Raw genomic sequence first — 21,407 nt, forward strand, 5'->3', positions numbered from 1 at the left:
GACCGCTCCGACCCACCACCGACCCGCTAGGGCCCACCAAGACCCGCTAGGACTCACTAGGGCCCCTCCGCCCCCATCCGGGCCGCTCAGGCGGGATGGGGCCGATAGGACCCGCCAGACCGGCTACGATCCCAGGATCGACGTCAGGAACTCCCCGACCCAGCCCAGCAACTCCCGTCCGACCAGCGGCTTTCCGCCGACCTTCGCCGTCTTGGGGCGGGGGACCAGGACCTGGTGGACGGTCGGCTTGACGATGGTGCCGGGGTACAGGCGCTTGAGCCGCAGCTCCTGGGACTCCCTCAGCTCCACCGGGGCGAAGCGGATGTTGGTGCCCTGAAGGACGATCTCGCCGACACCGCAGGCGCGGGCGAGCATGCGCAGGGCCGCCACCAGGAGGAGGTTCTCGACCGGCTCGGGCAGCTTGCCATAGCGGTCGACCAGCTCCTCGCGGACGGCCTTGATGTCCTCCTCCGAGTTCACGGAGGCGATCGCGCGGTAGGCCTGGAGGCGCAGCCGCTCGCCGGGCGCGTAGTCGTGCGGGACGTGGGCGTCGACGGGCAGCTCGATCTTGACCTCGAGCGGCGCCTCTTCCTCGATCTCGCCGGTCTCCAGCTGGCGCCGGTAGTCCGCGACCGCCTCGCCGACCATCCGCACGTACAGGTCGAAGCCGACGCCCGCGATGTGACCGGACTGCTCGCCGCCGAGCAGGTTGCCCGCGCCGCGGATCTCCAGGTCCTTCATCGCCACGTACATGCCCGCGCCCATCTCCGTGTGCTGGGCGATGGTCGCCAGCCGCTCGTGGGCGGTCTCCGTCAGCGGCTTCTCCGGCGGGTAGAGGAAGTACGCGTAGCCGCGCTCCCGGCCACGGCCGACACGTCCGCGCAACTGGTGCAGCTGGGACAGGCCGAAGGTGTCGCCGCGCTCCACGATCAGTGTGTTGGCGTTGGAGATGTCGATGCCCGACTCGACGATCGTCGTGGAGACCAGCACGTCGAACTTCTTCTCCCAGAAGTCGACGACGACCTGCTCCAGCGCCTGCTCGGACATCTGGCCGTGGGCCGTGGCGATCCGCGCCTCGGGGACGATCTCCCGCAGCCGCGCCGCCGCCCGGTCGATCGACTCCACCCGGTTGTGGATGTAGAAGACCTGGCCCTCGCGCAGCAGCTCACGGCGGATCGCGGCGCCGATCTGCTTCTCCTCGTACGGCCCCACGAAGGTCAGCACCGGGTGCCGCTCCTCCGGCGGGGTGGTGATCGTGGACATCTCGCGGATGCCCGTCACCGCCATCTCGAGCGTCCTCGGGATCGGGGTCGCGGACATCGTCAGCACGTCGACGTTCGCGCGCAGCTTCTTCAGCTGCTCCTTGTGCTCGACGCCGAAACGCTGCTCCTCGTCGACGATGACCAGACCGAGGTCCTTGAACTTGGTCTCCGACGAGAACAGGCGGTGCGTGCCGATGACGACGTCCACCGCGCCCTCGCGCAGTCCCTCCAGGACCGCCTTGGCCTCCGTGTCCGTCTGGAAACGCGACAGCGCCCTCACGTTCACCGGGAACTGGGAGTAACGGTCGGAGAACGTCCCGAAGTGCTGCTGCACCAGCAGCGTGGTCGGTACGAGGACGGCGACCTGCTTGCCGTCCTGGACCGCCTTGAACGCGGCCCGCACCGCGATCTCCGTCTTGCCGTAGCCCACGTCGCCGCAGATCAGGCGGTCCATCGGGACCGACTTCTCCATGTCCTCCTTGACCTCGGCGATCGTGGTCAGCTGGTCCGGGGTCTCCGCGTACGGGAACGCGTCCTCCAGCTCCCGCTGCCAGGGGGTGTCCGTGCCGAAGGCGTGGCCGGGGGCCGCCATGCGCGCGGAGTACAGCTTGATGAGATCGGCGGCGATCTCCTTGACGGCCTTCTTCGCGCGCGCCTTCGTCTTGGTCCAGTCGGCGCCGCCCAGGCGGTGCAGGGTCGGGGCCTCGCCTCCGACGTACTTGGTGATCTGCTCCAGCTGGTCGGTCGGGATGTAGAGGCGGTCGCCGGGCTGGCCGCGCTTGGCAGGGGCGTACTCCACCACCAGGTACTCGCGGGTGGCGCCCTGGACGGTGCGCTGCACCATCTCGATGTAGCGGCCCACGCCGTGCTGCTCGTGGACGATGTAGTCGCCGGACTCCAGGGTCAGCGGGTCGATCGTCTTGCGGCGGCGGGCCGGCATCCGGGTGCCGTCGCGGCCGGCCGCCCGCTGGCCGGACAGGTCGGTCTCCGTGAGCACGGCCAGTTTGAGGGCCGGGTCGACGAAGCCGTACTCGATCGAGCCGCACGCCACGTGCACGACCGACGGGGACAGCGCCCCGAGGTCGGCGTCGAGGCGGGCCGCGATGCCTTCGTTGCCCAGCACCTCGACGGTGCGGGACGCCGGGCCGTGGGCCTCGGTGACGAACACGGTGCGCCAGCCGTCGGCGAGCCAGCCCTTGGTGTCGGCGAGCGCCTTGGCGGTGTCGCCGCGGTAGGTCTCGGGCGCGTGCATGCCGAGCGTGAGCGTGTCCCCCGCCGCGTCAGCGGCATATGTCACCGTCAGGTCGGCGTCCGCGGCGAACGGGGACACCGACCACCACATCATGCCCAGCTCGCCGGCCCGGTCCCGGACGTCAGCGAGGGACCACAGGGAGGCGGCGCCGACGTCGATGGGTGCCTCTCCGCCGCCGGCGGTGGCCGCCCAGGACGCCTGGAGGAACTCCTGTGACGTGGCCACCAGGTCCGCGGCGCGCGTGCGGACCCGCTCCGGGTCGCACACGACGGCCATGGCGCCCGCGGGCATGACGTCGAGCAACAGCTCCATGTCGTCGACGAGGACGGGTGCGAGGGACTCCATGCCCTCCACGGCGATCCCCTCGGCGATCTTGCCGAGCAGTTCGCCCAGCTCCGGGTGGTCCTCCGCGAGGGCGGCGGCGCGCTGCCGCACGTCGTCGGTGAGCAGCAGCTCGCGGCAGGGCGGTGCCCACAGGCCGTGCTCGGCGACCTCCAGGGAGCGCTGGTCGGCGACCTTGAAGTAGCGGATCTCCTCGACGTCGTCGCCCCAGAACTCGATGCGCAGGGGGTGTTCCTCGGTGGGCGGGAAGACGTCCAGGATGCCGCCGCGCACGGCGAACTCGCCGCGCTTCTCCACCAGCTCCACGCGGGAGTACGCGGCGGCGGCGAGGGCCTCCACGACGTCGTTCAGGTCGGCGCTCTGGCCGGTTCTCAGGGACACCGGTTCCAGGTCGCCGAGGCCCTTGACCTGGGGCTGGAGCACGGAACGCACGGGGGCGACGACGACGGAGACCGGGCCGGTCTCGGGATCGTCGGAGCTCGGGTGGGCGAGCCGTCTCAGGACGGCGAGGCGGCGGCCGACGGTGTCGCTGCGGGGGCTGAGGCGCTCGTGCGGGAGGGTCTCCCAGGACGGGTACTCCACGACGCCGTCGGGCGGCAGCAGGGAGCGCAGCGCGGCGGCGAGGTCCTCGGCCTCGCGGCCGGTCGCGGTCACGGCGAGGACGGGCCTGCCCGCGTCGCGGGCGAGTGCGGCCACGGTGAAGGGGCGTGCCGCCGGGGGGCCGACGAGGTCGACGTGCATACGGTTGCCGTCGGTCGCGGCCTTGACCGCTTCCGCGAGTGCGGCGTCCTTGACTACGGCGTCGAGCAGACCGTGCAGGCTCATGGAGGGGCATCCGTCCCGGGGTGGGCAACACGAACACCCGGCCGCGAGATTTTCTGGGGCCGGGGTTCTCCAGCCTACGACGCCGGGCGCGTGACCGTCGGGGCTGTGGACAACGTCCCACCGGTCGCGGGGTGCGGGTACCGGATGGTGTTCGCCCCCGCCGCCCCTACCCTTCCCGTCCCTGGGGGCTGCGCCCCCAGACCCCGCTTCGGCCTTGACGGCCTCGTCCTCAAACTGCCCCAAGCTCTTCGAGCAGGAGGGACCCCCAGACGGGCTGAAAATTCAGCCCCTCCGGCGTTTGAGGAGCGGGGGTCCGAGCGGGGGTCCGGGGGCTGGCCCCCGAACGGGGTCTGGGGCAGAGCCCCAGCCGGGTCCAGGGGCACAGCCCCTGGTGGGGTCGAAGGGGCGGAGCCCCTGGCGGGGTCGAAGGGGCGGAGCCCCTGGGGACGGGAAGGGTAGGGGCGGCGGGGGCGAAAAACTCTCAGGCCGGACCGGGCGGCGCAGGAAAGCCCGGCGTCGGAGAGCCTGTGCTCCCCGGCGCCGGGCTCCGCCCGATTCCCCCGTGCTCCCCGCCCCGGGGGGCTACTCCGTCGCGATCGCGTTCAGCACGTTCATCCGGCCCGCCCGGAACGCCGGGATCAGGGCCGCGAACAGCCCCACGAAGGCCGAGGCGACGAAGACGCTCGTGATCGTGCCCCACGGGATCTGGAGGACGTTCAGGCCCTCCAGGGCGAGGAGCTTCTGGGCCGTGGCGCCCCAGCCCATGCCCAGGCCGAGTCCCAGCAGGGCGCCGAAGAGGGCGATCACCACCGACTCCAGGCGGATCATGCGGCGCAGCTGGCGGCGGGAGAGGCCGATCGCCCTGAGCAGGCCGATCTCCCTCGTCCGCTCCACCACCGACAGGGCCAGCGTGTTCACCACGCCCAGGACCGCGACGATGATCGCGAGGGCGAGCAGGCCGTAGACCATGTTGAGCAGCTGACCGACCTGGTCCTTCAGCTCCTTCTTGTAGTCGGTCTGGTCGCGCACCTGGTACTGCGGGTACGGCTTCATCGACTGCTTCAGCGCCGCGTACGCCTGCTTCTCCTGGCCGTCCTTCGCCTTGGCGAACATGATCTGGTTCGGCGGGATCCTGTCCTTCGGGACGTACTTCTCCATGGTCGCGATGCTCATGTAGCGCGCGCCCTGGTCGAGGGCGGTGTCGTCGCTGGTGATCGCCGCGACCTTGAGCTTCGCCGTCCGGCCGCCCTTGAAGGCGACGATGATGGTGTCGCCGACGTGCACGCCGTGCTTCTTGGCGTAGTCGGAGCCGACCGACATGGCGTCGTCGCCGTAGGCGGCGGACAGGGAGCCCTGCGTGGTCGTACGGCGCAGGTCGTCGGCGTACGACGGGTCCGCGGCCGTGATCCCGGTGTCGTCGGCCTTGCCGTCCGGCGAGGTCAGGGTGGCGTCGAGCATCTTGTAGCGGGTGACGTGCGCCAGGTGCGGGCTCTGCTGCATGGCCTTCTCGGCCTGCGGCACGATCCGCTGGTTGCCCTGGACGATGAAGTCCGCGCCGACCGACTTGTCCAGCTCGCTGGTCGCCGAGGCCACCATCGAGGAGCCGACCACCGACAGGCAGGCGACCAGTGCGACGCCGATCATCAGGGCCGCGCCGGTGGCGCCGGTGCGGCGCGGGTTGCGCAGGGCGTTGCGCTCGGCCATGCGGCCCACCGGGCCGAAGGTCCGCAGCAGCACCGCGCTGATCACCCGGACCACCCCGCCCGCCAGCAGCGGGCCGATGACCACGAAGCCGATCAGGGTCAGGACCACGCCGACGCCCAGGACGAGCGAGCCGTCGCTCGCCTTCTTGGCACTCGCCGCCGCGTACAGGGCGGCGGCACCGGCGCCGGTGAGGACGAGGCCGATCAGGGCGCGGACCCGGCCCGCCCTGCCGTCGGCGGCGTGCCGGCGTCCCGCAGGGCGGCCATCGGGGAGACCTTGCCGGCGCGGCGGGCCGGCAGGTAAGCGGCCAGGACGGTGACGACGACGCCCAGGACCAGGCCGGCCACCGGTGTGGTCGCCTTGATCGTCAGGTCCCGCGTCGACAGGTCCATGCCCATCGAGCCCATGACCTTCATCAGGCCGATCGCGATACCGACACCCGCGCCCACCCCGAGGACCGACCCCAGGACACCCAGCAGCAGCGCCTCGACCAGCACGGATCGGTTGACCTGGCGGCGGGAGGAGCCGATCGCCCGCATCAGGCCGATCTCCCGCGTCCGCTGGGCGACCAGCATCGAGAAGGTGTTGATGATCAGGAAGATGCCGACCAGGAACGCGATCCCGGCGAAGCCGAGCATGGCGTACTTGATGACGTTCATGAACTGACCGACGTCCTTGCGGTTCTCGTCGGCGTTCTCCTTGGCGGTCTGGACCTTGAAGGACCCCGCCCCGGTGAGTGTCCGTGTGACGTTCTGCTTCAGCTGCTCGTCCGACACACCGGACGCCGCGGTGACGTTGATGTTCGTGAACCGGCCGGTGGCCCCGAGCAGTTCGCGCTGTGCGGTGGCGGTGTCGAAGTAGACGACCGCGGCACCGGGGTTGGTCACCTTGAAGGTGGCGATGCCGACGATCCGCGCCCGGAAGTCACCGGTCTGCGCGATGGTGCGCAGCTCGTCGCCCAGTTCGAGGTGGTGCTTGTCGGCGGTGTCGGCGTCGACCATCATCTCGGTCGGCCCGCGCGGGGCGTGACCGGACGTGATCTCCATCGACCGCAGGTCGTTGCTCGTCCAGTTGCCGGCGATCGTCGGAGCGCCGGTGGAGGAGCCCATGTTCTCGTTGTCGCTGTCGACGACGGTCACGTTCATCGAACTGACGCCGCCCTCCGCCGACTTGACGCCCTCGGCGTGCCGGGCCTTGTCCAGCACCGAGGCCGGCAGCGATTCGGGCACGCCGTTCTGCGGGGTCTCGTCGCTCTTGGCGACCTTCGGCGAGACGGTCACGTCGGACGCTGTCACCGCGAACAGCTTGTCGAACGTCGTGTTCATCGTGTCCGTGAACACGAGCGTGCCGCACACGAACGCCACCGACAGCAGGACCGCGACTGCCGACAGCGCCATGCGCCCCTTGTGCGCGAAGAAGTTGCGCAGCGAGGTCTTCAGGACGGTCATGACGTGCGCCCCCGGGCGTCGAAGTCCTTCATGCGGTCCAGGACGGTGTCCGCGGTCGGCTTGAACATCTCGTCGACGATCCGGCCGTCGGCCAGGTACAGCACGCGGTCGGCGTAGGAGGCGGCGACCGGGTCGTGCGTGACCATGACGATGGTCTGGCCGAGCTCGTCCACGGACCGGCGCAGGAAGCCCAGCACCTCGGCGCCCGCGCGGGAGTCGAGGTTTCCGGTCGGCTCGTCACCGAAGATGATCTCGGGACGGGCGGCCAGGGCGCGGGCCACGGCCACGCGCTGCTGCTGTCCGCCGGAGAGCTGGCTGGGCCGGTGCTTGAGGCGCCCGGCGAGCCCGACGGTCTCCACGACCCGGTCCAGCCACGCCCTGTCCGGCTTACGGCCGGCGATGTCCATGGGCAGCGTGATGTTCTCGATCGCGTTCAGGGTGGGCAGCAGGTTGAACGCCTGGAAGATGAACCCGATGCGGTCCCGGCGCAGCTGGGTGAGCTTCTTGTCCTTCAGGCCGGTGATCTCGGTCTCGTCGAGGTGGATCTGGCCGCTCGTCACGGTGTCGAGCCCGGCCAGGCAGTGCATCAGCGTGGACTTGCCGGACCCCGAGGGGCCCATGATGGCGGTGAACTGGCCGCGGGCGATGTCCACGTCGACGTGGTCGAGGGCGACGACCCGCGTCTCCCCCGCCCCGTACGCCTTCACGACCTGCCGAGCCCGCGCGGCAACGGCCGTACGCCCTCCAGTGCCCCCGTGCCTGGGAATGGTCACGGCCGATGTCATGGTTGATCCCCTTTTGTCCATCAATGAATGCCATGCGCGTGAATGCGCTGATCGGTGGTCGATCGGTGCCGATCAGTGGTCGATCGGTGGTCGATCGGTGTGATGAGTACGCCGGTCAGTCTGGTGCCGGCGCACGGCCCGGCGCGCTGGTGCCCAACCCCGTCTTCCGCTGGGGAAAACCCCACCCCCCTCTGGTGCGGCCGGCGCGACCCCCGTGCGCCCCGACCGCTCCCCAGCGGCGTAAAGCCAGGCTAAGGAACGGGACCGGTCCCTCTCGTCCTCCGGTGGGACGAGCCCTCCCCGAGCCCTGATACGGAGGAACCCCTAGGGGCCCTCCACCTCGAGGTGGACCGGTCTCGGGGCCCGCCTCCACCCGTCGGCCCACCCACTCTCCACCCTGACGTCGCGTGAGGGTCAACTCTCCCCAGGCAGGGGCCGCGAGTGAGAGGGTGTCGTACGGCAGATACGTGCACAGGGAAACGACCGGGAGAGGATTCCTGTGGACCAGGGGGACACGGACATACGGACCGCCGCGGCCGGCCGCACCCAGGACGCGACACGACGCCGCGGGGCCGTCGTCGCCGCGCTGATGATGGCGATGGCGCTGGCGGCGCTGGACTCGACGATCGTCTCGACGGCCGTACCGCAGATCGTCGGCGATCTCGGCGGATTCTCCGTCTTCTCGTGGCTGTTCTCCGGCTATCTGCTGGCCGTGACGGTGACGCTGCCCGTCTACGGCAAGCTGTCCGACACCTTCGGCCGCAAGCCGGTGCTGATCGCGGGCGCGTCCGTCTTCCTGCTGGGCTCGCTGTTGTGCGCGCTCGCCTGGAACATGGGCGCGCTGATCGCGTTCCGCATCGTGCAGGGCCTGGGCGGCGGCGCCCTTCAGGGCACGGTGCAGACACTCGCAGCCGACCTGTACCCGCTGAAGGAGCGTCCGAAGATCCAGGCGAAGCTGTCCACGGTGTGGGCGGTGTCCGCGGTGGCGGGCCCGGGGCTCGGCGGGGTGCTCGCCGCGTACGCGGACTGGCGGTGGATCTTCCTGGTCAACCTGCCGATCGGGGCGGTCGCGCTGTGGCTGGTCGTCCGCCATCTGCACGAGCCGGACCGGGAGTCGGGCCCGCGCCCCCGCGTCGACTGGGCGGGCGCACTCGCGGTGTTCACTTGCGGGGGCGTGCTGCTGACGGCTCTGGTGCAGGGCGGGGTGGCCTGGCCGTGGCTGTCGGCGCCGTCCCTGGCACTGTTCGGGACGGGGCTCGCGCTGGTCGCGGTGGTGGTGGCGGTGGAGCGCCGGGCGGCTGAGCCGATCATCCCGGGGTGGGTGTGGCGGCGCCGTACGATCGCCGCGGTCAATCTGGCGCTCGGCGCGCTGGGGCTGCTGATGGTGGCCCCGGCGGTCTTCCTGCCGACCTACGCCCAGGCCGTCCTCGGTCTCGCCCCGGTGGCGGCCGGGTTCGTCCTGTCCGTGTGGACGCTCAGCTGGCCGGTGTCGGCGGCGCTCAGCCAGCACGTGTACCGGCGCATCGGCTTCCGTGACACGGCGATCCTGGGCATCGGCCTGGCCGCGCTGCTCCTGCTGGCGTTCCCGTTCCTGCCGTACCCCGGCTCGCCCTGGCAGCCGGCCCTCGTGATGCTCCTGCTGGGCGGCGCGCTGGGCCTGTTCCAGCTGCCGCTGATCGTGGGTGTGCAGTCGACGGTCGGCTGGGCGGAGCGCGGCACGACGACGGCGTCCGTCCTGTTCTGCCGTCAGACCGGCCAGACGATCGGGGCGTCGGTGTTCGGTGCGGTCGCCAACGGGGTCCTGGCGTCCCGGCTGGGCGGCTCGGGCGGCCTGGACGCGGTGACGCGCGGCCTGGACGCGGGCACCACGCCGGAGGCGACCCGCCGGGCGATCGCGGACGCGGTGCACGCCGTGTATCTGGGCGCGTCGTGCGCGGCCGCGTTGGCGTTCCTGGTGCTGCTGTTCGTGGCCCCGCGGAAATTTCCCGTGCTCAAGGACTGAGCGGGCCCTAGCCTGTGACCATGGTGAAGCTGGAGCGACTGCGGGCCGACCATGCCGAGGCCCTGCTGGCCTTCGAGCGGGAGAACCGCGCGTACTTCACCCGTACCGTGTCGGACCGCGGGGACGCCTACTTCGCCGAGTTCGCCGCCCGCCATCGGGCGCTCCTCGCCGAGCAGGACGCCGGTGTGTGCCACTTCCACGTCGTTACGGACGAGCAGGGGTCCCTGATCGGCCGGGTCAACCTCGTCGACGTCGAGGACGGATGCGCCGAACTCGGCTACCGCATCGGCGAACGCGCCGCCGGCCGGGGCGTGGCCACGGCCGCGGTCGCGGAGGTGTGCCGACTGGCCGCCGCGGCGTACGGACTCAACGCCCTCACCGCGGTCACCCACTACGACAACACGGCGTCCCGAACCGTCCTCGAACGCAACGGTTTCGCCCCCGTCGAGGACATCACGCTCGTCGGCCGCCCCGGCATCCGCTACCGGCGCCCGCTCACTGCTCCTCACTGCACCGGCGGCACCGGCGGCACCGGCACGAAGTAAACCGCGCGCTCCGACAAATCCCGCTCCTGTCACACCCGTTGACTTCCCCCTCCCCCGGCTCTACGTTCGGCGCGCCATCACGTTCGGTTAGCCGATCCTTGTTCGAAATTTCGACGTATCGTTCACGCTAGGAGCCGCATGTTTCCCCCACCACGGCACCTCCTCCACCGCTCCAGAACCCTCGCCGTACGCCTCCTCGCCCTCGCACTCACCGCGACGGCCGCCCTCCTGTTCGTCCAGCCCCCGCCCGCCAAGGCGGCCACCACACCCCCTCAGATCCCCGTGCCCACCGCTCCCATGGGCTGGGCCTCCTGGAACAGCTTCGCCGCGAAGATCGACTACAACGTCATCAAGAGTCAGGTCGACGCGTTCGTCGCGGCGGGTCTGCCGGCGGCCGGCTACAGGTACGTCAACATCGACGAGGGCTGGTGGCAGGGCACCCGCGACAGCGCCGGCAACATCACCGTGGACACCGGCGAGTGGCCCGGCGGCATGAGCGCCATCGCCGACTACATCCACAGCAAAGGACTGAAGGCCGGCATCTACACCGACGCCGGCAAGGACGGCTGCGGCTACTACTACCCGACCGGCCGCCCCGCCGCGCCCGGCTCCGGCAGCGAGGGCCACTACGACCAGGACATGCTGCAGTTCTCCAAGTGGGGCTTCGACTTCGTGAAGGTCGACTGGTGCGGCGGTGACGCGGAAGGGCTTGACGCCGCCACCACGTACAAGGCGATCAGCGACGCCGTCGCCAAGGCGTCCGCGACCACCGGCCGCCCGCTGACCCTCTCGGTCTGCAACTGGGGCAAGCAGAACCCGTGGAACTGGGCGCCGGGCCTCGCCCCGATGTGGCGGACCAGCACCGACATCATCTACTACGGCAACAAGCCGTCGATGACGAACCTGCTGTCCAACTTCGACCAGACCCTGCACCCCTCGGCCCAGCACACCGGCTCCTACAACGACCCGGACATGCTGATGGTCGGCATGGACGGCTTCACCGCCGCCCAGAACCGCACCCACATGGCCCTGTGGGCGATCTCCGGAGCCCCGCTGCTCGCCGGCAACGACCTGACGACGATGACGTCCGAGACCGCCTCCATCCTCACCGACCCCGAGGTCGTCGCGGTCGACCAGGACCCACGAGGCCTCCAGGGCGTCAAGGTCGCCGAGGACACCACCGGCCTCCAGGTGTACGGCAAGGTGCTGTCCGGCACCGGCAACCGCGCGGTCGTGCTGCTCAACCGCACCTCCGCCACGCAGAACATCACCGTCCGCTGGTCCGACCTGGGCCTGACGAACGCCTCGGCCACCGTCCGCGACCTGTGGGCCCGCAAGGACCTGGGCACGTACGGCACGAGCTACACGGCGAACGTCCCGGCGGGCGGCACGGTGATGCTGAAGGTCAGCGGCGGCACCGAGGCGGCGAGCAGCACCTACAGCGCCACCTCCACCGGGCGCTACACCGGCGTGGGCGCGACGAGCACCGGTGTGAACGTCGTCGACATCGCCTACACCAACACCTCCTCCACCGCGCGCACGGCGACCCTCCAGGTCGACGGGCAGACGCCGACGACCGTCTCGTTCCCGCCGACCGGCTCCGCCCAGGGCACCGTCTCCGTCGAGGCCGGCCTCTCCAAGGGATCCGCCAACTCGCTCACCCTGACCGGAACCTCGCTGCCGGGCCTGGGCGCGATCACCGTCCACCCGATACCGGGCACGAACGGCTCCCTGATCACCGGCAGGCAGTCCGGCCGCTGCGCCGACATCTACAACAACACGATCACCAACGGCACCCAGGCGGAGCTCTGGGACTGCAACGGCGGCCAGAACCAGTCCTGGACCTACACCCCGCGCAAGGAGCTGGTGGTGTACGGCAACAAGTGCCTTGACGCCTACAACCTCGGCACCACCAACGGCACCAAGGTCGTCATCTGGGACTGCAACGGCCAGGCCAACCAGAAGTGGAACGTCAACTCCGACGGCACGATCACGAACGTCAACGCGGGCCTGTGCCTGGACGCGTCGGGCGCGGCCACGTCCAACGGCACGAACCTCGTCCTGTGGTCCTGCAACGGCGGCGACAACCAGAAGTGGACCCTGACGTAACGCGCACACGCACAGGAAGGGCAAAGACGAACCCCCACCCCGCAGACCGCGGAGTGGGGGTTCGCATCAGAGCGCCGGGCAGGCCTTGCACCTGCATCTCCCCGCAGGAAGCGGGGCGTCTTTCCTTGGACCACCAACGCACGACCGGGCACCGGGAGTTCCGGGCGACCAGCACATGATCAAGTGTAGCGCACTCCTGTAGGGCGCCGTGCCTCGCAGCCTCAGGACGGCGGCTGCTGCCGGTACCCGGCCAGCGCGGGCGCCGTCTTCGTCGCCAGGAACTCGGTGATCCGGTACGCGCACACGCCCGCCGCCACGAACGGGTCGGTCGCCGTGAGCCGCTCGATCTCCTCGCGGTCCTCGCCTGCGGCGAGGATGACCCCGCCGTCACGCGGGACCTTGCGGCCGGAGGCGAGGAAGACACCAGAGGCGTACTGCTCGTCCAGCCAGGCCACATGCGCCGGAATGACGGCGTCGACCGCTTCGAGCGGGGCGGTGTAGGTCAGTTCCAGTACGAACACGCCCGCCAGCCTATCCACCCCACCCGCCGGCCGCGGCGGCCTCCCCTTGGATTACCGCGGGTAACGTCACAGGTCGGTGTAGTAAGCGCATACCGACCGGCCAGTTTGCCGAAAAGCCCCCATCGCCCGGAACCCACGGGTAGCGTGCGTCGCTCACCCCCCGCTCCCTGCGGTCCGCCGCACCGGATCCGAGCCACGCAAGGAGAACCGGGATGTCCGACGCGTTCATACCGCGGCACTCGTCCCCCGAGTACTCAGCACCGCACCACTCGCCACCGTCGTACCCGACCTATCCGACGTACCCCTGGCAGCAACCGCCCGCCCCACCGGCCCGGCCACGGATGCCGTCCCATCCGCCGCTCGGGCACCACAGCGACCTGCGCCTCCTGCGCACCGCCTACCGATGGCAGCGGCGCGTCGCCACCCTGACCGCCCTCGGCTACTTCGTGCTGTTCCTCCTGCTGTCCGCGTTCGCGCCCTCCTTCATGACGGCCACGGTCTCCGGCGGCCTCACCATGGGGCTGCTGCTCGGACTGCTCCAACTCCCCGTCACCTGCGTCGCGATCGCCGTGTACGAGTACACGGCACGCCACGGCGTCGACCCGATCGCCGACCGCATCCGCAGACAGGCCGAACTGGACACCGGGCGGGGGGCGGCACGATGACCACGGCGAGCCTGCCGGGAGGCATCACCGGGTTCAGCAGCTCCGCACAGGCCATGTCACTCGTGGCGTTCACCACGGTCGCCACGATCACGCTCCTGCTGTGCGTGATGACCGGACCCGACCGAGACGACCTCGTCGAGTTCTACACCGGCTACAACTCCCTGTCCCCGATGCGCAACGGCCTCGCCATCGCGGGCGACTACATCTCCGCCGCCACCGTGCTCAGCACAGGGGGGATCATCGCCCTCGCCGGCTACGACGGTGTCGTCCTCGCGCTGAGCACTGCACTGTCGCTGATGCTGCTGATGTTCCTGCTGGCCGAGCCCCTGCGCAACGCGGGCCGGTTCACCATGGGCGACGTGCTGGCACGACGGATGCCCGGGCGGGCGGTGCGCATCACGGCGTGCGCCGTGACCATCGCCGCGCTGCTGCCGCTGATGCTCGTACAACTCGCCGGAACCGGCGACCTGCTGGCCTTCATCCTCGGCTTCTCCAACGACGCCTTGAAGACGGGCTGCATCATCGGAATCGGCGCGCTGATGATCAGTTATGCGGCGATCGGCGGCATGAAGGGCACAGCCCTCATCCAGATACTGAAGATCGTGATGCTGCTCGGCTCCGGACTGGTCGTCGCCGGGCTCATCCTGCACCGCTTCGACTGGGACCCGGGCGCGCTGTTCGCAGCCGCCGCGAAGAACAGCGGCGTCGGCCCCGCCTTCCTTCACTCGGGCCTGGAGTTCGCGGGCGGCCCGGCACCCCGCCTCGACATGATCAGCTCCGAGCTCACGGTGGTGCTCGGCGGCGCCTGTCTGCCGCACATCACCATGCGGATGTACACGGCGAACAGCGCCCGCCAGGTACGTCGCTCGATGTCCTGGGCGGTGCCGTCGGTGGCCCTGTTCGTGCCCGTCATCACGGTCGTCGGCTTCGGCGCGACCGCCCTGATCGGGCGCGCCACCATCGCGGCGGCCGACCCCCAGGGCCGCACGGCCTATCTGCTGGGCTCCCGGGTCGCGTTCGGGACGGACGTGTCGACCGGCGCGACACTGCTGTTCACCGCGGTCACGTCGGCGATCTTCCTGACCCTCCTCGCCTCCGTGGCCGGAATGATCCTCGCCTGCGCCAACTCCCTCGCGCACGACGTCTTCGCCGCCCTGAAGCACGAGATGCCGCCGCGACGCGAGATGACCGCGGCACGCCTGTCGGCGATGGCGGTGGGTGCCGTGGCGATCCTGCTCGCCACCCTCGTCCAGCACCGCAGCCTGCAGCCGCTGGCCACGCTCTCCTTCTGCATCGGCGCGTCCTCCATCGCACCGGCCCTGGTGTACAGCCTCTTTTGGCGCCGCTACACCCGAACCGGCCTGCTGTGCACGCTCATCGGCGGCACCGTGACCACCCTCGTGCTCATGACCGGCACCAACCTGGTCTCCGGGTCCCCCGCCGCGGCCTTCCCCGACGCCGACTTCAACTGGTTCCCGTTCACCACCACCGGCCTCGTCTCCATCCCGCTCGGCTTCGCCTACGGCTGGCTCGGCACCCTCGCCTCCGGCCGCGGCCAGGCCGCCGAGCAGCGCCGGCACTACGAGGCGGTCGAAGGCTGGATCCTGGCGGGGGCGACCCGCGGGAACGGCTGACGAACGGCCGGGCGCGCGGAGGCCGTAAGAGCCCCGAACGAAATGGGAGTCCGATCAGCTCGCGGCGTCATGGGGGTCCCCCCTGCTCGAAGAGCTCGGGGGAGTGCGTGCCGGGCGTCGCGAGCCGGGCTCCCATCCTGTTCGGGGCTCCACGGGCCCTCTACTCCGCGGGAGCCCGGCCCGTCAGCATCGCCAGGCTGTTGCGCACATGGTCCATCTGGGCCTGCACACAGTCCCAGACCTCACCGTGCTCCCGCAGCACCCGCTCCGTCTCCCGGGCGATACGGTCCTCCCGCAACCGCGCCTCCGCGACCAGCTCGGCGGCGCGCGCCTGGGCGTCCCGCTGCACCTGCCGGGCCGACTCCTCGGCCCCGGCCAGCGCCTGCTGCGCCTCCGACAGCGCGACCTCCGCGCGCGCCACCCGCTCCGCCTCCCACGCCTCGACCTCCGCGACCCGTTCGGCCGCCACCCGCTCCTCGTCCGCCCAGCGCTCGGCGTGCTCCCGCTCCTGCTCGGCGAGCAGCGCCGCCGTGCGCTGCCGCACCTCGCGCAGCGCGGCCAGCGCCTCCCCGCGCCCCTCCTTCACCTCACGCCGCGCCGTGATCCGTACGTCGTCGGCCTCGGCCCTCGCCGCCAGCAGCCGGATGCGGACCCGCTCCTCGGCCTCACCGCGCACCTCGTCGGCGTACGCCTGCGCCTCGTCCCGCACCCGCCGCGCCTCCTGCTCCGCCTCCGCGAGCACACGCCCGGCCTCCTGCCGCGCGTCCTCCCGCAGGGCCTCGGCCTCCTCCCGCGCCAGGTCGAACAGCCGGCCGGCCCGATCGCCCAGGCCCTCGTAGGTCTGGGCGGGAAGCTGCGTCACCCTCTCCCGCAGCCTCAGCAGGCCGGCCTCCATCTCCTTGGCCAGCACCGTCAGCCGGGCGGCCCGCTCCCAGGCGGCGTCGCGCTCCCGTGAGAGGGCCGAGGTGTAGGCGTCGACCTGGTCGGGACGGTAGCCGCGCCGCACGGACACGAAGCCGTACGGCGACCTCGATGCGCTGCTCATCGTGGAACCCCTCTCCAGCTGACCCACGAATCGATGATTTTGCGCACATCTTGATGGATCAGTCAGAAGTGTTCATAACGCGACACTCCACGCACAAGCAACGGATCGCCCCGAAGATCACCCGAAAAAGCGGCCGGGCCCGGTCGTCCGTACGACCGGGCCCAGAACTGACGAGGTGTCAGGAACGAGATGTTCGGGATGAGCTCACAGCAACCCGTCCCACATCTGCTCCAGCAGCACCGACCACCAGCTCTCCGGCGAACTCAGCGCCGCCGGGTCCAAGGAGGCGAGCTGTGCCTGGAAGTCCACCGTCCAGCGGCCCGCCTGCTCCTGGTTGAGGCCGTAGCGCAGCCGCCACATGCGGCCGAGCAGGGCCAGAGCGCGCACGAACTCGGGCAGTCCCGTGTTCACGAACTGCGGCGGCACGGAAGCACCGCCCGGCCCCGCCTCCACGGGCACCGCGACGATGTTCGCAGTCCCGTACTGCACACAGATCGCCTTGCCGAAGTCGCTGCCCATCACCAGGTACGAGCCCGCGTCAGGGGCCGGCTGCACCCCGCGCTCCTGCGCCAGCTCCGCCAACGTCGGCACCGGACGGCCCGGCTGGGCCTGCGCCCAGAAGAACGGGCCCATGTCGAACGGCAGTCCCGCCACCACCAGGGTGTGCGCCACGATCGGCGGCACACCCTGCCGGGACACCGCGGCCTGCTCGAACCGGAAGATCCCCGGACCGAAGGAACCCGCCAGCTCCTGCGCGACGCCCTCCGGCGGGACCGGCGGCGCGGGCTGCACCGCGGGCAACGGCGCACGCACCGGCCCCGGACGCGCCGGACCGTCCGCCACCTGGTGCAACTCGCCCTGGTGCGCCAGCAGTTGCCGCATGCCCTGCTGGCGGGAGGCGTGATCCGCGCCGTACGGGGCGATGCTGGTGATCCGCGCCTGCGGCCAGTTCTCCCGGATCATCCGCGCACAGTACGCGCCCGGCAGCTCGCACGACTCCAGCTCCGTGTGCAGCTCCAGCACCTGGCCCGGCGGCACGTTCATGGCACGCAGCTCATGAAAGATCTGCCACTCCGGGTGCGGCACGCCCGGCGCCGAACGCCGGATCAGCTGCTGCTCGGAACCGTCCTGCGCACGGTAGCGCAGCACGGCCTGGTAGCCGGGGCCGACGGTCGGCGGGCCCTGCGGCGGATAACCGTACGACGGCTGCGCACCGGGCACGGGCTGCCCGGGCGGCTGCTGACCCGGCACCGGCTGTCCGGGCACCGGTCCGCCCATGGGCTGTCCGGGCACCGGCTGTCCCGGCGGCTGCGGGGCGCCCGGAGGCATGCCGAGGGCGCCCGGAGGCGGCGGCGGGGCCGCACCGGGGCCTCCGGCCGGCGGCCCGGCCAGCATGGTCTCGGCGTGATGTACGGCACCGGGGGCGCCGGGCGGCTGCGAAGCACCCGACGGGCTCGGCGTGCCGGGGACACCGGGCTGCCCGCCAGCCGCGGGCTGTCCCGGAGCACCAGGCTGTCCCGGAGCCGCGGGCAGGGCCGAAGGGCTCGGCGCGCCCGGGGGTTGGGGGCGTCCGGAGCGCCGGGGCCGGGCCGGTTCGGGTCCGCGAGCATGGTGGCCGCGTGGTGCACACCACCCGGGGGCGGCCCCGGAGGGGTCGGCGCTCCGGGAGCACCCGGCGCCCCCGGAGGGTTCGGCACCCCCGGATGGTTCGGCACACCCGGCGGCTGCGGGCCGCCCGGCGCAGGCGGCGGAGGCGACGTCCCAGGGGCCGCCGCGCCCTCGGGCCCGCCCGGGCCGAGCTGCGAGACGAGCTGGGTCGGCACATACCCGCCCGCCGAAGCGCCCGGTGCGGGCGGCGGCGGGGGAGGCGGCGGAGGCGTGACACCCGGCCGCGCACCCGGAATCCCGGGCGCGCCCGGCGGATGCGGCGGACCACCGGCGCGCGCGACCCGCGGAGGCACCGCCTTGCTGGTCGCGGCATCCGCGATGTCCGCGGCGTTCGGCGCGGGAGTCTGCGGCACGCCGGACGCAGGGGCGCCGGACGCAGGGGCGTTGGACGCAGGGGCGCCGGACGCAGGCGCGCCGGACGCAGGCGCGCCCGGAGCCTGCGGATAGCCGTACGACGGAGCGCCCGGCGCCTGCGGAGTACCCGGCACACCACCGGCAGGCTGGGGGTAGCCGTACGCCGCCGCCCCCGGCGCACCCGGGGCGTGGCGGCACCCGGCGCACCAGGCGCGCCCGGAACGTGCGGAGCACCCTGCGGCGTACCGCCCGGCGTCCTTGCCGCCTTCCCGTCCGGCGGCGCGGCGCCCTCGTCCGAGTCGCTCAACGGCGGAGCGAACACCGTCTCCGGCAGCGGCACCGAACGGTCCTCGCCCACCTCCGCGTTGGTGTCCGTCCCCGCCCACGGCGTATCCCCCGCGGACGCACCCGGCACCTCCTCGCCACCACCGGCCGCAGGCCACGCCGTACCCGACGCACCCGGAGAAACCGCCGCGGCCGGACGCGAACCCGCCCCGTCCGACGCGCCCTCACCGGACGTCCGACGCTCCGGAACCCCCCTCCTGTCCGCCGCCTCCTGGAGCCACTCCGGCGGCGTCAACAGGAACGACGTCTGGTTCAGATCCACCCGGGCCGCAGGCGCCGGAACCGCGGGTGCCTCCGCGTCCCGCGCCCCGTACTCCTCCTCGTACCGGCGGATCACCTCACCCACCGGCAGCCCCGGCCACAGCGTCGCCTCACCACTGTCCCGGGCGATCACCAGCCGCTGAGCGCCCCCGTCCGAACGCGGCCCCCCTTCCCGGTCCTCCGCCCACATCACGAACCCGAGCTCGAACTCCCGCACCCGCACCTCACGATGCAGATACGCCGGAACATCCCCGTTGATCCACTCTTCCGCGCGCTCCTGCGCCTGCGCGAACGTCACCATCGCCCGAACTCACTCCCCCACCGAAGACGCCGACGGCCCCGACGACACCGGCACCGCACGCGCGAACCCACCGTCCACCATCAGATTCGCCACGGTCTCCAACTCCGGCGGCTGACCCGCGAGCCGCCCCAGGAACTGGTCGAAGTCGTCACCGCACGGCAGCAACAACCGCTCCACCCGCTCCGCAGGCGTCCACGACGCGTCCACATCCCGCGCATCGTCATACGCGCAGAACCACACCGAACCGATCCGGTCACCCTTCACCTTCACGGCCAGCAACCCGCCCTGCACAAAACCGACGCCCAGATAGTCCTTCGTCAGATGGTCACGCAGACACTTGTTCACATACACCAGGTCATTGACCGCCGCCTCGTCCCGCACCGTGAAGAACGGCTGGTCCACCAGCAGCCCCAACTCCGCGTCCAACGCCGCACCCACCGGCGCACAACCACCCGCCGCCTTCAAAAACGACCGGTACGCACCCGGCAGCCGATACCCCAGGTCCTCCTCGACCCCCTGCACCTGGGACTCCGTCACCGCCACCGACGACTTCGGCAACCCGAAATGCACCGGCCGCGTCTCCTGCAACGGCCGCGTCCCCCGCTTGCCCTGATCCACCCTCGCCGTCGCGATCCCCCCGTGATGCCGCAACAACGCCTTCACCTCGACCGGAACCAACTCCAGCCGCCGCGAACCCCGCACGTGATGCCACGTCCACCCATGCGGCGTCGCCACCGACGCGACCGTGTCCCACAACTCGTGCCCCGACGCCGCCAACGCCGCGTTCGCCGACACATAGTCCGTCAGCCGCAACTCGTCCACACCGAAACCCTCCGGCGGATCCGCGATCTCAGCGGCCGCACGGGCATACGGCGAGAAATCCGGATAACCGTACTCGTCGACCCGCACCCCCCTCGGATGCCTGGCCGCCCTCACCGGATCCGGAAAGTGCACGACCTGCCCGGCGTATGCCGCGTTCGGCGGCGCGGCCTGCTGCCCGAGCCGACCTGTCGTCACGGTTGCCCCCTGCGGCTTTCTGTCTGGCCTGTACGGCGATACGGATCGCGGACCCCGACAGCCTATGCGGTACGACGACACCGGTCACCGGCCCACTACTCCCCCAACCCCCCGGCCCACCACCCCCACGTGACCAGCCGTCACCCCACCGTGACCGAACAACCCGACCCGGGCGTGTCACACCGCCCCAGCTTCCGCACCCGCCACGGCATTTGGCAGTCTGTGTCCCCACCGGGGGGATGCACGGGAGGGGAAAGACGATCATGAACACGGCACCGACAGACACGTCCGGCGACCCGCGCATCGGCTGGAGCACCACCGACGCGCCCCCCGCCCCCACCCTCCGCCACCGCCGCGACGGCATCCTCCCCACCGTCGCCGCCGCCCTCTCCGTCCGCGGCGCCACCCTCACCGGCACCGCCGCCCGCGGCGACCAAACCCCCGCCCTCCACCCCCTCGTCCAGGACTTCCTCGACACCCTCACCAGCAGCCAACGCGACCGCTACACCGGACGCTGCGCCGAAACCATCCTCATCTCCCGCCACATCACCGCCGCCGACGCCGCCCGCAGCAAACGCGCCGCCCGCAGACCCATGACCAACGGCGAAGCCCGCAAAGCCCTCAAACACGCCAAACTCACCACCCGCCGCATCCGAGAGGACGGCGACCCCCTCCACGGCAGCTTCGCCCCACCCTGCCGCGCCTGCACCGCACTCAGCGCCCACTTCGGCGTCCGCATCATCGACCCCACACCGCAGGACTGACACCCCACGCCCCCACACAACGGCACCCCCCACGCCGGACCAGGAACCCGACGAACGAAGAGCAGATGCACGCCGACCGCTCCACCACCCGCTTCTCCGTCCCCGTCGACGCCGCACTGCGCACCGCAGGCTGGCAACCAGGCCGCTGGGACATAAAGCAAGCCGAAATCTGGGCCGACACCCTCCGCAGCCACACCTCACCCGCAGGCCACCGGCACGCCGTCTTCCCCGCCGCCGTCGAAGCCTGGGCCGAATTCGGTGGCCTCCACATCACCGCCCAAGGCCCCGGCCGCCAACTCGCCCCCGCCACCCTCCACCTCGACCCCCTGCACGGCCTCCACATGGCCCGCACCCTCGGCGACCTCGGCCGCGCCCTCGACACCGAAGTCAGCCCCCTCGGCGAGGAAACCGACAGCCACACCCTCATCGCCATCGACACCGAAGGCCGCGTCTACGCCCTCGACCACACCGGCGACTGGTACCTCGGCCCCGACATCGACCACGGCCTCACCACCCTGCTCACCGGAATCGCCCCCGCACGACTCACCACAGGGTGAC

General features: G+C 71.4%; 12 protein-coding genes and 2 pseudogenes. 7 read left to right on the forward strand and 7 right to left on the reverse strand.

Going from position 1 to position 21,407, the window contains the following annotated elements; all coding sequences use genetic code 11:
• Window positions 1-123: 123 nt before the first annotated feature.
• The 3 genes and pseudogenes from mfd to N8I84_RS17135 form a co-directional block, all read right to left on the reverse strand.
• Window positions 124-3,681, reverse strand: a complete 3,558-nt coding sequence (gene mfd / locus N8I84_RS17125; protein ID WP_263230342.1) for a transcription-repair coupling factor — start codon at window positions 3,679-3,681, stop codon at window positions 124-126.
• Window positions 3,682-4,263: 582 nt separating this feature from the next.
• Window positions 4,264-6,833 (reverse strand): annotated as a pseudogene (locus N8I84_RS17130) (ABC transporter permease).
• A complete protein-coding gene (locus N8I84_RS17135; RefSeq protein WP_263230343.1) occupies window positions 6,830-7,618 on the reverse strand; it encodes an ABC transporter ATP-binding protein in 789 nt (262 codons plus the stop codon). The pseudogene N8I84_RS17130 and the gene N8I84_RS17135 overlap by 4 nt, the downstream one beginning before the upstream one ends.
• Before the next feature lie 463 nt (window positions 7,619-8,081).
• On the opposite strand from N8I84_RS17135, the gene N8I84_RS17140 reads away from it, so the two are divergent.
• The 3 genes from N8I84_RS17140 to N8I84_RS17150 all read left to right on the forward strand — a co-directional run bounded on the left by N8I84_RS17140 (window position 8,082) and on the right by N8I84_RS17150 (window position 12,274).
• Window positions 8,082-9,620, forward strand: coding sequence for an MFS transporter (locus N8I84_RS17140; protein ID WP_390899034.1), 1,539 nt, complete (start codon window positions 8,082-8,084; stop codon window positions 9,618-9,620).
• A 20-nt stretch (window positions 9,621-9,640) separates the two neighbouring features.
• On the forward strand, window positions 9,641-10,165 hold the full coding sequence (locus tag N8I84_RS17145; protein WP_263230344.1) for a GNAT family N-acetyltransferase: 525 nt from the start codon (window positions 9,641-9,643) through the stop codon (window positions 10,163-10,165).
• 138 nt (window positions 10,166-10,303) lie between these two features.
• A complete protein-coding gene (locus tag N8I84_RS17150; protein ID WP_263230345.1) occupies window positions 10,304-12,274 on the forward strand; it encodes a ricin-type beta-trefoil lectin domain protein in 1,971 nt (656 codons plus the stop codon).
• A gap of 221 nt (window positions 12,275-12,495) precedes the next feature.
• Here N8I84_RS17150 and N8I84_RS17155 read toward each other — a convergent pair whose 3' ends face one another.
• Window positions 12,496-12,795 carry a YciI family protein gene (locus N8I84_RS17155; protein WP_263230346.1) on the reverse strand — a complete coding sequence of 100 codons (300 nt, stop codon included), beginning with the start codon at window positions 12,793-12,795 and terminating at the stop codon, window positions 12,496-12,498.
• Between the two features lie 212 nt (window positions 12,796-13,007).
• On the opposite strand from N8I84_RS17155, the gene N8I84_RS17160 reads away from it, so the two are divergent.
• Together N8I84_RS17160 and N8I84_RS17165 are read left to right on the forward strand one after the other, a co-directional pair.
• Window positions 13,008-13,460 (forward strand): DUF485 domain-containing protein, encoded by a 453-nt coding sequence (locus tag N8I84_RS17160; RefSeq protein WP_263230347.1) that lies wholly within the window; start codon window positions 13,008-13,010, stop codon window positions 13,458-13,460.
• The gene (locus N8I84_RS17165; RefSeq protein WP_263230348.1) at window positions 13,457-15,094 is read left to right on the forward strand and encodes a sodium/solute symporter; all 1,638 of its coding nucleotides are present in this window, start codon (window positions 13,457-13,459) and stop codon (window positions 15,092-15,094) included. The genes N8I84_RS17160 and N8I84_RS17165 overlap by 4 nt, the downstream gene beginning before the upstream one ends.
• Window positions 15,095-15,254: 160 nt before the next feature.
• On the opposite strand, the gene N8I84_RS17170 is transcribed toward N8I84_RS17165, so the two are convergent.
• From N8I84_RS17170 to N8I84_RS17180, 3 genes and pseudogenes are all read right to left on the reverse strand, one after another.
• Window positions 15,255-16,139 carry a coiled-coil domain-containing protein gene (locus tag N8I84_RS17170; protein ID WP_263230349.1) on the reverse strand — a complete coding sequence of 295 codons (885 nt, stop codon included), beginning with the start codon at window positions 16,137-16,139 and terminating at the stop codon, window positions 15,255-15,257.
• A gap of 204 nt (window positions 16,140-16,343) precedes the next feature.
• A pseudogene (locus N8I84_RS17175) lies at window positions 16,344-19,068 on the reverse strand (SUKH-4 family immunity protein).
• A gap of 9 nt (window positions 19,069-19,077) precedes the next feature.
• Window positions 19,078-20,085, reverse strand: coding sequence for an SMI1/KNR4 family protein (locus N8I84_RS17180; protein ID WP_263230350.1), 1,008 nt, complete (start codon window positions 20,083-20,085; stop codon window positions 19,078-19,080).
• Window positions 20,086-20,348: 263 nt separating this feature from the next.
• On the opposite strand from N8I84_RS17180, the gene N8I84_RS17185 reads away from it, so the two are divergent.
• Both N8I84_RS17185 and N8I84_RS17190 read left to right on the forward strand, forming a co-directional pair.
• Window positions 20,349-20,849, forward strand: coding sequence for a YwqJ-related putative deaminase (locus N8I84_RS17185; RefSeq protein WP_263230351.1), 501 nt, complete (start codon window positions 20,349-20,351; stop codon window positions 20,847-20,849).
• A gap of 65 nt (window positions 20,850-20,914) precedes the next feature.
• Window positions 20,915-21,406, forward strand: a complete 492-nt coding sequence (locus N8I84_RS17190; RefSeq protein WP_263230352.1) for an SUKH-3 domain-containing protein — start codon at window positions 20,915-20,917, stop codon at window positions 21,404-21,406.
• The last annotated feature ends 1 nt before the right edge of the window (window position 21,407 follow it).

Origin of the sequence: Streptomyces cynarae (genome assembly GCF_025642135.1) — a bacterium.
GTDB classification, from domain to species: domain Bacteria; phylum Actinomycetota; class Actinomycetes; order Streptomycetales; family Streptomycetaceae; genus Streptomyces; species Streptomyces cynarae.